Here is a 12,600-nt window from a genome sequence, read left to right on the forward strand (position 1 = left end):
GCGAAGATAAACTTCAACTCGGGCTATTTAAAAATGTTGGTGGTGGCAAAAAAGTTTTAATAGCATCACTTCTCTACCTTTTCTTCTATTTTACTTAATCGCTTTAAAACCTCATTCAAAGTGTGGGATATGTGTTGCACATCGGCCACAGGATCGGGTATAGCTTTGGACTGATAGCTGTGATACTTCCAGATTTCAAGCACTTCTTTTATCTCCACCTCAAAGGGCTGATATTGCTGATTGAGCGATTCCAATATCATTTTTCGCTCCTCAGCTTTGATGGTCACCTTCTTGAAAACAAAATCCTGCTCACCTTTGAGAATGACGATACATAAGGTTCCCGCCTTTATCTGATTCCAATCCTCTGTAAACTGGCACACAACATCCGCACCCTCAGGCAAGGGTAACATCGAATCGCCTGTCGTCGGGAACATCCTGAATGTCCCTGCCGGCAGATTAGGAAGGGAAAATTTAGGCAACCCCGCAATGTACTGCGGGTCGGCATGCCCGTCGCGGTATCCCGCCTTCGCTTTCACCGGAACGTACTCGATATTTTCTTTGTTGGCTTTGTCGACGGTGATCGCAAGTATCCTCAGATTGCTTCCGGCGAGGTAGACATCGTTACCTGCCTGCAGGTCCCGTAGCTTCAATTCCCCAAGTTTGGGCAGATCAATCCGCATCAACGTGTCGATACTGAGCCGGAAATAGTCCGAGAATTTAAAATAGTCCTCCGGTTGCGGCGCTGCTGTCCTTCCGGACTCCAAGGCATTTAATTTCGCCCGCGTCATAAAAAGCTCGTCAGCAAGCTCTTGTTGCGTTTTTCTCTTTCGCTCCCGGAGAAATTTAATGTTTTGTGCAAAAAAATATTTTGGAGGATTCATCGAGTTTGGCTACAATTAGCATCATTATTTTGTTACAATTAGTATCAAAGATAGTTTAAAATTGTGATGTTATGGAAACCGCGAAGAAAAAAGATGACGTGATTGCAAGGCTGCGAAGTGAGATTCTTTCGCTGCAAGGTTTCCGCCCACCTGCCTTAGGTGGAACCCGTACCAGTTTCGGTTTAGACCCCATTGAAAAAGCATTTCCAGGGGGTGTTTTCCCGACCGGGGCAATTCATGAATTTATTAGCAACGAACCGGAGCAAGCTGCGGCCACATCCGGTTTTATGGCAGCGCTTGCAGGCTGCCTGATGAAAACCGATGGAATGTGCGCCTGGATCGGGACGGGAAGAAATGTTTTTCCGCTGGGACTAAAACCATTCGGCCTTTCCCCCGATCGTATCATCTTCATTGACCTGAAACGGGAGCGCGACTCGCTTTGGGCTATTGAGGAGGCTTTGAAATGCGATGCCTTCTGTGCTGTTGTCGGTCAGATCAAAGAATTGAACCTTACAGAATCCCGCCGCTTACAGCTCGCTGTGGAAGAAAGCCGGGTTACCGGGCTGATCCACAGAAAGAGCCCACGTATATCCAGTGCCGTTGCATCGGTGTGCCGCTGGAAAGTCAGCCCGCTGGCAGCCCGGTCTGCTGACGGGCTACCCGGCGTCGGCTATGCCTGCTGGAATATATCCTTAATCAAAGTTAGGAACGGGGAACCAGGAAACTGGCGCGTTCAGTGGGCGGAAGATCACTTCGAGCATATCAGCCAGCAGCAAGCTATCACCAAAGAGCACCTTTTACAAGTTGGATAGATATGAAACGGTATGTAGCGATATGGTTTCGGCACCTTCTTACAGACAGGTACCTGCTGAGGCAACCGGAGCTTGCAGGCGAACCTTTCGTGCTGGTGGCAAAGCAAAAAGGGCGTATGGTCGTAATGGCGTGCTGTCACCAGGCCGAAAAAGCAGGCATTGAAACCGGCATGGTGGTCGCCGACGCCCGTGCAGTACTACCCAAGCTGGCAGTCCTCGATTATGATCCGGCGATGGCGGAAACCCTTTTAACCGCCATCGCTGAGTGGACTATTCGGTACACGCCACTTGTGGCCGTGGACATGCCAGACGGGCTGATCCTGGACGCCACCGGATGTGCGCACCTGTGGGGAGGAGAAATCCCTTATCTCAAAGATATTATGGGGCGTCTGAAAACCTCGGGTTATGATGTCCGCGGGGCGATGGCAGGCACGATTGGTACAGCCTGGGCAGTTTCCAGGTACTCGCGGGCTTTCCCCATTATCACCGAAGACCTACAAACAGAAGCACTGCTATCATTGCCACCGAATGCTCTGAGGTTACCGCACGATGTGCTTGAAAAATTAAGCAAGCTGGGTTTATACCAGATCAAAAGCTTCATTTCGATGCCAAGGCCTGTGCTCAGGCGGAGGTTTGGGCAGATCATGCTGGACCAGCTCGGAAAAGCGTTGGGATACGTGCACGAAACCTTTGAGCCGGTCAGGCCAATAGAACCTTTTCAGGAGCGCCTGCCCAGTATGGAGCCTATCCGCACGGCAACCGGTATCGAAATTGCTCTCCGTAAACTATTGGAGAAGCTTTGCACCCGGCTTGCTGCCGAAGATAAAGGCCTTCGTCAGGCCGTTTTGAAATGTTACAGGATCGACGGAGAAATGCGTCAAATTGAAATTGGCACCACTGGGCCATCTTGCAGCGTCGCGCATTTATTCAGGCTGTTTGAGCTTAAAATATCCGGTATTGAGCCTGCATTGGGTATTGAGCTCTTCGTATTGGAAGCCCCAACTGTTGAGCCACTTCCCGCAGCCCAGGAAGCTTTGTGGAGTTTAAACAGCAGCAATAAGCTGGTAGCTATTGCCGAGCTGATTGATCGCCTGGCGGCCAGGGCTGGCAATGATGTCGTTCATCGGTACCTGCCTGCCGAGCATCACTGGCCGGAGCGCTCCTTCGTCGTAGCCACTTCACTTAACGATCAACCACAAACGTATTGGCGAACAGACCAACCAAGGCCGGTCGAGCTTTTGCCACAACCTGAACGGATCGAGGTAAGCGCGCCGATCCCCGATTATCCGCCTATGGTATTTCGCTATAAGGACACCGTACACAAGGTGAAGCATGCCGACGGCCCGGACAGAATCGAGGCGGAATGGTGGCTTGCCGACGGACTGCACCGCGACTACTATGCCGTCGAGGATGAAACAGGTAACCGGTATTGGATCTTTCGCCTGGGACATTACGGCGACGACCATAACCCGCAGTGGTTTATTCACGGCTTTTTTGCTTAAAGACCAGCGGTTATGCAATACACAGAATTACAGGTAACGACGAACTTTAGTTTTCTCAGGGGCGGCTCTCATCCTGAGGAGCTGGTGGACCAGGCGTGCCAACTCGGATACGATAAAATTGCTATTACCGACCGTAATACTTTAGCCGGTATCGTCCGGGCGCATTCAGCCGCCCGCGAGGGCAAGTTAAAAATTATCCCTGCGGCACGCCTGGACCTTCTCGACGGCCCAAGCTTGCTAGCTTATCCCACGGACAAAGATGCCTACACGCGATTATCGGCCTTACTTTCCAGGGGAAACCTCAGGACCGAGAAAGGGAAATGCGAACTATACCGCAGGGACGTTTACGAATTTGGTAAGGGAATGAAGTTCATTGCTGTTTCCCCAGATGGACTTTCCAAAGGTTTTAAGTTCGAGCCTGGTTTTGAAACTGCACTGAAAGATTACCGGTCGGCATTGGGAAATGATCTTTACCTGTCCGCGTCCCGCTCCTACCTGGGCACTGATCAGAAGAAACTGTTCAGGGTTTCGGAAATATCCCAGAAACTGGATATCCCCATGATAGCCACTAATGACGTTTACTATCATTATCCCGGTCGCCGCCAGTTACAGGATATTGTTACCTGTATCCGGGAAAAATGTACGATCTACAATGCCGGCTTCCGCCTGCACCAAAATGCAGAACGTTACCTTAAGGACCAGGCTGAAATGATCCGGCTGTTCCGAAATTATCCCGATGCTATCAGGCGTACCCAGGAAATAGCCGAGGCCTGCACTTTTTCCCTGGACAGCCTCAAATATGTTTACCCTGAAGAAATCACCAGCGAAGGTCGAAGCCCGCTGGAGGAGCTGACTTACCTAGCCTGGAAAGGAGCGCGTGACTTTTACGGCGAGCCGTTGCCCGAGAAAATTGTAAATGCAATTCATCATGAACTCAGGTTCGTGGAAGAAATGGATTATTCAGCCTACTTCCTGACAGTATATGACATTGTCCGTTTCGCACGTGAACGTGGTATACTTTGCCAGGGACGAGGCTCCGCAGCGAACTCAACGGTATGTTTTTGTTTGGGATCACAAGTGTCGATCCCACCAAGTTCGACCTGCTTTTCGAGCGGTTTATTTCATCGGCCCGCAACGAGCCGCCGGATATTGACGTGGACTTTGAACATGAGCGCCGCGAGGAAGTGATCCAATACATCTACGAAAAGTATGGCCGCGACCGTTCGGCCATCGTTGCCACCGTCACCCAGCTTCATCAAAAAGGAGCGATCCGCGATGTCGCCAAAGCAATGGGAATGTCAGTCGATGCCATCAATAAGCTTTCCGGCTCCATATGGGAGTTTACCGATGAGTGGTTTGAGGGTAAACGCATCTCTGATCAGGGCTTTAACGCGGATGATCCGCACCTGCTTAAAGTCCTGGACCTGACCCGGCAGTTTATGGGTTTTTCCCGCCAGCTCGGGCAGCATACGGGCGGCTTTGTAATCACCCAGGGCAAGATCACCGATCTGTGCCCCATACTCAACGCCAGGATGCCAGGACGGACAAATATCGAATGGAACAAGGACGACATTGACGCCCTGGGTTTTCTCAAAATCGACGTGCTGGCACTTGGAATGCTCACCTGTATCCGCAAAGCCTTTGACCTGGCAAAACTGCATTATGGGCTAGACCTGACGCTGGCCAATATCCCACAGGATGATCCAGTTGTCTATGAAATGATTGGGCATGCCGATACGATCGGCGTCTTCCAGATCGAAAGCCGCGCGCAACAATCCATGTTGCCCAGGCTGAAGCCGAAAGATTTTTACGACCTGGTGATCGAGGTGGCCATTGTGCGGCCGGGGCCAATCCAAGGTGATATGGTGCATCCTTATTTGCGACGAAGGAATGGCGAGGAGCCCGTCGAGTTCCCTTCCAAAGAGCTGGAAGATATATTGGGAAGGACGCTCGGGGTACCGCTGTTCCAAGAACAGGCTATGAAAATTGCTATCGTCGCTGCAGGGTTTACTCCAACTGAGGCAGACAAGCTGCGCCGCAGCATGGCAACCTTCAAGCTAAGCGGTATGGTCACGCAGTTTGAAAAAAAACTCATTGACGGCATGACCGGTCGTGGTTATACGGAGGAGTATGCCAGGCGCATTTTCAAGCAATTAGAAGGATTTGGCAGCTACGGCTTTCCCGAAAGCCACGCCGCCAGCTTCGCGCTGCTTGTGTATGTTTCCTGCTGGCTCAAATGCTACTACCCGGATGTATTCTGCGCCGCGCTGCTTAACAGCCAACCAATGGGTTTCTATCAACCGGCGCAAATTGTAAGCGATGCGAGAAAACATGGCGTGATCGTTCGACCCGTAGATGTGAATATTTCGTCTTGGGACAATACACTCGAAGAACAGGCTGGCAAATACAAAGCATTACGTTTGGGTTTTCGCCAGGTAAAAGGTATCAGGCAAGAGGATATGGATTTTTTGATTGCCGGAAGGACGCAGCCCTATAAAGCCATCCATCACATCAGGGATGCAGGCGTATCGCAGGCGGCATTGGAAAAGCTTGCCGATGCCGACGCTTTCTGCTCCATGGGGATGGACCGCAGAAACGCTATGTGGGAGGCCACGGCGCTTTCGGATCGCCCCATGGGGATCTTTACTGGACAGCAATCTGCCAGTGACTTCGAGCAGCCGGTTTCTCTTCCCAAGCTATCCATGTCTGAGCACGTAGTCCAGGACTATGCTTCGACATCCTTATCCCTCAAAGTACATCCGGTAAGCTTTATCCGGGAGCAGCTGACTGCGAACTTCGTCACCTGTACCAGCGATCTTTCCAAGTTTAAGGACGGCATGATTGTCCGGGTCGCTGGCCTTGTCCTGGTGCGTCAAAGGCCCGGCACCGCCGACGGCGTATGCTTCATAACCATTGAAGATGAAACGGGGGTTGCTAACCTGGTCGTCTTCCAAAAATTGTTTGAAAAGTACCGCAAGGAAGTCTTGCGCTCCCGGTTGCTGATGGTCGAAGGAAAGCTGCAGATCGAAGGTGAAGTAATCCATATTGTAGTGAAAAGATGTTTTGATATGTCCTCGCTGCTGCGCGAATTGAATGTCAGCAAAGAAGAAGAGCCGAACGTACAGACACTCTCGCGAGCCGACGAAAAAGACGAATTTGCCAGCCAGGCGGTCAATAAAAAAACACAGGTCCGTAAGAAGGCGGTTCAGCTTGAAATCTTTCCGTCCGGCCGGAATTTCAGGTAGCTTTCACAATTTGACACAACTTTACTAACTTGAAATGTAAACCCTGACCAGCTGATGACCGCTGCCTACAATCCCTTTGAAATCCTGAATATTCCTATGCTGAAGCGGATTGCACAGCATGGCAGTCACTTCATTGTGCTACAGCGGTTCAATTGGCCCGGCATAGCGCCAGGCCGCGGCTTTATGGGCACTCCTTACACAGATCAGTTCAAAGCAGCGCAACACGTCTCCCACTTGTCAGAGAAAGAAGGAAAGGTATTAAACCTTAGCGCCGACGCTGCAAAAATTACAGACCTGATCAATGACCCGAAATACTACTTATTCCTTAATACATTCCGTGACCCCAATTGGGATAATAGAATTCTTAAACATTATCAAAGAAATATTATATCTTACCTCAGCGCGAGAATGCCGATCCGGCAAACCGACCAGATTGACATCAACCTTTCGCTCGAATATGGCAGGCTCAAAGCAGTTGTCACTGCAAATGGGCCGGAACACACGTTTGATGCATATAAAATGATAAAATAGAGCGCCCATGTGTTACGATATCTCATTACACAGCGACATTGAGCTGACCCGGGAGGTGTTCCCAAAAGTCAAAGACCAGCGCGTAAGCCTGGAATTCCCAAACCAGGAGCATGTCCTTTCTTTTGGTTTTCCTTCGTTTCCGATCATTTCCCGGCAGGGAGCTGAGCTTATTCTTTCCGATATGGAATGGTCGGTTGACCCGACGTATGAGAAAGACCCTGCAATGCGCAAGAAAAAGCGGATTAAGATGGCCGATATGCAATCCGAACGGGTTTTGGGCGACACCCGGTCATACTGGTACCGTTTACGCAAAAATAGGTGCCTGATTCCAGTGAGCGGGACTTACGAGCATCGTGCAATAGCCGGTTGGGCAAACAAGGTGCCCTACTATATCTGGGCTAAGGATCGCGAGATTCAATTTCTGCCTGGTCTCTACCAACTTTATGAAAGCATTGGTCCGAACGGGGAAAAAATCCAGATGGGCAGCTTTGGCATGCTGACGCGCACGGCCAATGACGTAATGGCCAATATCCATAACGACGGGGAATTCCGACACCGCATGCCGCTATTCCTCACACCGGAGTTGGAGCAGTTCTGGCTATCTGAGCATTTCACGGACGAAGATATGCGTGCTGTTTTCGATTATCAGCTGGCTTCTGAAATGCTTGCTTATCATCCGGTATTTAGCGTGCGGGGCAAGAAGGAACGACCTGACGGAAAACATAAGTACGAAGTCTGGCATTACGACAACCTGCCGCCGCTGGGCAATGATGAGCCTTTGCAGATGCAAACATCTTTGTTTTAACTTGCACTTTTCAATAATGTTAGAACAAAATTCCAATTCAAAAAAGAATACGATTGGCGATAGACTAACAAGCTCATTAACAATTAATTAAATTAGAATAAAACTCACTTTCCATACATGACTCCTAAACTAAGAACCTGTTTTGAGTCGATTAAGTATATTGCGAATATCTAAACCCGGACAAACGATGCTTTCAACGAGCGAATGGAAAAAAATCAAGAACAACCTTAAAGAAGAAATCGAACCAATTTTTACCGAGGCGAACATTCAACTCGTCGCGCCGTTTGATGAAATATTTGATGTCTTTCAGGCATTACTCGAAAAGAGAGATGTAGACAATAGCATAGATGGTCGCGACGATATTGAAGTTCTACTTCAGCACCTCTATTGCGACGGCAATCATTTTCTGGTAGGATCTACTCTAGATTTATTGTCTGGAAAACTCGAAGCCTTAATCAAGAAAATATTTAGGATAGCAGGAGAACCAGCCACTTCTGGTGGTCAGGGAATGCTAGCCGACGTTCTGAAAACATTATTCAGACGTCAACGAATTAATGGCCAGGTTGATTTTCTAAATTTTACAGAGCAATACATTACTGATTTTTTCAACAAGCAAGGCCCGCATTTCGCAAATCCGCTATACTTTTTAGGTGCGCACCCGCTGGGAAATCATTTCAAAGTATTTTATCAGTGCAGAAATGAAGAGGGCCACGAGTTTGTCAAAATGAGGAAAAGTGAATTATTTGCAAAGACGGAAATTATCCTTGCTATATACTTCTACATAACAAATCTTTACTATATCCAACTTCGGCCAAAGACAATTCACGAACCCGATCATTCGGTTGGTTCTAAATGGAATGTACTAAAACAACTTTGTGGGAATTTTGACAAAAGCTATTCGTATTTTCTGCTCACAGACCGACTGAATCTGACTAAAGATGAGCTTTCCAATTTTAAAAGTATTAAATGGTCTTTTGTGTTTGATTTGGATGTAGATTCAGAAAGTAGCGGCCTATTAGATGCGATTCAAGCGGCGAATGACTATCCGCAAGCTATCTCTCAAATAGTACACACACCTAGTGATCGAGGAGATATTATCACAAACTTCCCTGACAATACATCGTTCTGGTACTTTGTAAAAGGAAATAGTGTATTGATTAATAGTCTCGTTAGTAGCAGTGAAGATTCTGCTTGGCGATCAATGTACGGCCGGTATACAGTGAACTTGATGATTAAGTTTTATGAGCAAAAGTACTGCTTTGACCACCGTCCTATTAAGGTGCTAATATTATCAAGAGATTCGTTTAAGATCAGAGAGATTATATACTCAATAAAAGAAATGAATTCAATGCTGAACATTGAGTTCATTTTCGCTAATGATGACAATAGTCAAGTCTCATCCGTTGCAAATGAAAACAATAGTAAGATAATAGATATACCATCTGCCGCAGTTGCTAGTGGATTTGGCGAACTGGCAGGGACGATGTTTTCAGGTGCAAACAACCAGATTGCTTTGCCATGTCATTCTTCCAAAGGGAAGCAGATTATATTGGAAAGTCGTGACGTTACTGCAGTACGGCAATACTTTTCAATTATCCATCTAGGGATTTTAGCTGAGGTCGACCATGCTCCTGAAAAATCATTTTATCAAGGTCGTAGAATTAACTGGAGAGAGCTTGATGATCATATTGATGTTGATAGGAGCATAACGGACGACTTGGCTGCTACGATACGCAACCTATTAGAGAAACGAGTAGAGAGTGCTATAGTTCGCCTGCTGCATTATCCAGGGGTCGGCGGAAGCACTGTTGCGAGGCGTGTGGCATATCTGCATCACAGGACCTTCCCTGTATTGATTTTGAACGAGACCGTCACGAGTTACGATGAGACCGTCCTCGTCGAAAAACTTCTTCGCGTTTCTCATCAAACTGAACTTCCAATTCTAGTCCTCGTCGACAACTCAAATATTTCTCCCCTTCAAATTGAGATGTTGGAAAGAGTCGTCGGAAGTCGGCTGGCAAAAACAGTCTTTCTCGTCGTTGAGAGCACTTTTGCTGAACCACATGCAGACGAAAAGCAATTCTATATTCCAGCTACCCTTGATAAGAAAGAAGCTGACCGGTTTGTCCGAAAATTCTCGGAAAAATATAGAAACAAAAATTTCGAGTCGATTCTCTCAGACCAAAGCCCCAATGTGTTAACACCATTTTACTTTGGACTTATCGCACATGAAAGGCACTACATTTCGATTACTGAATATGTTCAGAAACGACTAGATGACATCACTGAGACGGAAGTCCAATTACTGAGCCTCTTGTCATTTTGCCAGATATTCGCAAAAGGAAAACTGCGAGAGGTACCTCATTATATAATCGCACGCTTCCTAAAAATAAATGAAGATTATATAAGGTTGAGAAGGCATACAGAAAATGATAAGATTTATGACCTTATACTGGAAACAGATGATTTGAGTTGGAAAATTATTCATCCATTAATTGCTCAAACTTTACTGAAGCTAATACTGGGTGCAGATGGGTCAGAAACAATTAGACCACATAAGCTTCGAGAATTCGCAATTGGACTGATCGAATCTCTCCGTGAAATAAGTGACCATCGCAGCGAAAGTGTATTAGAATTATTGCACAATTTATTCATACAGAGAGACGATGACGACGAGCAGGAGGAAAAATCCACTCCAAGTTGGGAGACTGGTGGGTTATACAATAGCAAGCTATTCTCGAAGCTCATAAATGACCTTAATAATAATAGCAACAGAAAACAGGTATTTACAACTTTGACCGACTTGTTTCCAAATGAAAATGCACACTTTTGGGCGCACTTTGCAAGACTTAATAGTATAAACAGAGATTTTGGATCTGCCGTAGAACTAATCAATAAAGCATTGTCAATTGAAGAAGATTATATATTCTTCCATATTAAAGGGATGTGTTTTCGAGCAGAGCTGTATGTGGTAATGGATTCCATTCCCACGGCCACTGTTTTGGAAGAAGCTCAGGTAGTCAATGAAAAAATTTATAGCCTTTTTGCTTGCGCAAGAACCGAGTTCGAAAAAGCGAGAGGCGCCGCGCCTAATCGAGAGCATGGATATATTTCATTTGTGCAAATGGTAGAGAAGATGATTAACTTCCAATTTCTCCATTCTCGTTATAAGAATAGACAATTCGACTATACGGAATTTATTGCAGGTAATTCTTGGTGTAGGGAGATTTTAATGGAAGCGAATGAAGTAATTCTTGACTACCGAGAATTGAACGACGACGTTGAGAACACTAAAATTCGTGAAAAGCAATTGATGCTCTTAAAATATTTTGGCGAAAAAGAGAAAATTGTAGCGTCATGGCAAACACTTCTTGGAAATACTCGGTATGACCAAAACATGGTTCGGAGGCAAGTATCATTTGCGATTATGGCTAAGAATGAATTTGATCTCTCGAAAGCCAAGGGAAAGGACATCCGACGTATCATTGAACTGATCGAGCAAAATCTCGTAAATCTCGTTGAGCAAAGAGATTTGCAAACTTGGTTTGAAGTAAGCCGATATTCAAGCTTTAATCTCACGGACTTAATAAACAAAATGGAGGAGTGGGATTTTGACCATCCCTCGCTAAAGACAGCATTTTATTTAATGTGTCTTTATGGTGTCCAGGCAGTCACCGGTATCCCTAGTGGACACATCAATTACGACAAGTCTAGGGAGGTGGTGCAAAAAAGAGAAAAGCCCTACACATATAGTAAGGTATTCTGTCCCGAATGGATTGGTTGGGCTAACGAGGATCTTTCGTTAGTAAATCACCGACTAGTTGGAAAATGGTCGAGAGAGCAGCAGTTCTTTGAGAATCCAACGGGCCTTAAGAGAGTCCAGGCTAAGGTTATTAGGTACGTTGATCGGAATAAGGGTTACTTAGAAATCGAGTCATCGGGGTTGCAGGTTTTGTATCAGCCGGGCAAAATTAACCACTACAGTGACGATGCTCAAAAACAAACGTTGGTAGATTGTTATGTTGGATTTAACTATGATGGGGCTCGGGCATTCGACGTAAAGAATGTCACACGGTAGAATTTTGAAAATTGAAACTCAAGACAAAGCGACGGGCCCTAGCATCAGCTCGCCTATTTGATCTTTATCAGGGAATACATAAACAATTTCTGTTCCAATAACGAAATTGCCACTCGAATTAAAGCCCAAAGTTGTGAGAATGATCTCCCCCCCAATGCCAACTTGTGTTCCAAGATCCCTCGCAAGATCCTCGTGCCGTTGCAATCGAATGGCAGCGACTACAAATTCATCGGCCGTCAAGTCCTTGTCTGGATAATCTCGTTCAAGCTTACAGAAGAGATCGTCTACGGGAGGATTAACGACATAATGTGGATCACCTGACCCCGAGTTGCTCGTGAGATTGTGCCAACTCCATTCAGCTTCTTCTGTACTAAAATACAAGTATGACCCACAAAACTTGCCTGTGATAAAGTCAAACCCATAGGCATAAATATGACCAAAAACCTGAGTAACTTGTCTCGATATAACAAACTCCCTGAACACCTTGGGGTCAATATTCAACAGACAATTTATGTCCTTACCCACGAGTCTTGTTTGGACAAACTCATAAAAAAGATTTCCCAACAATTGACTCCCAGTACTGGCAAAAACGGACCTTAGTTGCGGTAGCTGAAAAATCTTGGAGCAAAAATTATGATGCCTGACGTAAACATCTCCCAGTTGATATGGCTGATGCGCATAAGTGTCTGTCCCTATTTTCACAACGTCATCAAAAAGAATTCCTATTACTGAACTCATGTAGATAA

The 12,600-nt window shown here is 46.4% G+C and carries 7 protein-coding genes and 1 pseudogene; 6 read left to right on the plus strand and 2 right to left on the minus strand.

Going from position 1 to position 12,600, the window contains the following annotated elements; translation table 11 throughout:
• Positions 1 to 65: 65 nt before the first annotated feature.
• Positions 66 to 881, minus strand: coding sequence for an XRE family transcriptional regulator (locus ACTJJJ_RS05975; RefSeq protein WP_440701648.1), 816 nt, complete (start codon positions 879 to 881; stop codon positions 66 to 68).
• Positions 882 to 952: 71 nt separating this feature from the next.
• Here ACTJJJ_RS05975 and ACTJJJ_RS05980 point away from each other — a divergent pair, with 71 nt between their 5' ends.
• The 6 genes and pseudogenes from ACTJJJ_RS05980 (at position 953) to ACTJJJ_RS06005 (ending at position 11,854) form a co-directional block, all read left to right on the plus strand.
• Positions 953 to 1,693, plus strand: a complete 741-nt coding sequence (locus ACTJJJ_RS05980; protein ID WP_440701649.1) for an ImuA family protein — start codon at positions 953 to 955, stop codon at positions 1,691 to 1,693.
• 2 nt (positions 1,694 to 1,695) lie between these two features.
• A complete protein-coding gene (locus ACTJJJ_RS05985) occupies positions 1,696 to 3,195 on the plus strand; it encodes a Y-family DNA polymerase (protein WP_440701650.1) in 1,500 nt (499 codons plus the stop codon).
• A 12-nt stretch (positions 3,196 to 3,207) separates the two neighbouring features.
• Positions 3,208 to 6,440, plus strand: a pseudogene (locus ACTJJJ_RS05990) (error-prone DNA polymerase).
• A 54-nt stretch (positions 6,441 to 6,494) separates the two neighbouring features.
• Positions 6,495 to 6,971 (plus strand): hypothetical protein, encoded by a 477-nt coding sequence (locus tag ACTJJJ_RS05995; RefSeq protein ID WP_440701651.1) that lies wholly within the window; start codon positions 6,495 to 6,497, stop codon positions 6,969 to 6,971.
• A gap of 7 nt (positions 6,972 to 6,978) precedes the next feature.
• Entirely contained in the window at positions 6,979 to 7,776 is a 798-nt protein-coding gene (locus ACTJJJ_RS06000; RefSeq protein ID WP_440701652.1) for an SOS response-associated peptidase, read from the plus strand.
• A gap of 187 nt (positions 7,777 to 7,963) precedes the next feature.
• Positions 7,964 to 11,854, plus strand: coding sequence for a hypothetical protein (locus tag ACTJJJ_RS06005; protein ID WP_440701653.1), 3,891 nt, complete (start codon positions 7,964 to 7,966; stop codon positions 11,852 to 11,854).
• Positions 11,855 to 11,872: 18 nt separating this feature from the next.
• Here ACTJJJ_RS06005 and ACTJJJ_RS06010 read toward each other — a convergent pair whose 3' ends face one another.
• Entirely contained in the window at positions 11,873 to 12,592 is a 720-nt protein-coding gene (locus ACTJJJ_RS06010) for a hypothetical protein (protein ID WP_440701654.1), read from the minus strand.
• Between the last annotated feature and the right edge of the window lie 8 nt (positions 12,593 to 12,600).

The organism is Dyadobacter sp. 22481 (genome assembly GCF_052044875.1).
GTDB classification, from domain to species: Bacteria; Bacteroidota; Bacteroidia; order Cytophagales; family Spirosomataceae; genus Dyadobacter; species Dyadobacter endophyticus.

Bases quoted from the DNA above. Each gene is read 5' to 3' on its own strand.
- ACTJJJ_RS05975 (WP_440701648.1), bottom strand. From the start codon at position 881: ATGAATCCTCCAAAATATTTTTTTGCACAAAACATTAAATTTCTCCGG.
- ACTJJJ_RS05980 (WP_440701649.1), top strand. From the start codon at position 953: ATGGAAACCGCGAAGAAAAAAGATGACGTGATTGCAAGGCTGCGAAGT.
- ACTJJJ_RS05985 (WP_440701650.1), top strand. From the start codon at position 1,696: ATGAAACGGTATGTAGCGATATGGTTTCGGCACCTTCTTACAGACAGG.
- ACTJJJ_RS05995 (WP_440701651.1), top strand. From the start codon at position 6,495: ATGACCGCTGCCTACAATCCCTTTGAAATCCTGAATATTCCTATGCTG.
- ACTJJJ_RS06000 (WP_440701652.1), top strand. From the start codon at position 6,979: ATGTGTTACGATATCTCATTACACAGCGACATTGAGCTGACCCGGGAG.
- ACTJJJ_RS06005 (WP_440701653.1), top strand. From the start codon at position 7,964: ATGCTTTCAACGAGCGAATGGAAAAAAATCAAGAACAACCTTAAAGAA.
- ACTJJJ_RS06010 (WP_440701654.1), bottom strand. From the start codon at position 12,592: ATGAGTTCAGTAATAGGAATTCTTTTTGATGACGTTGTGAAAATAGGG.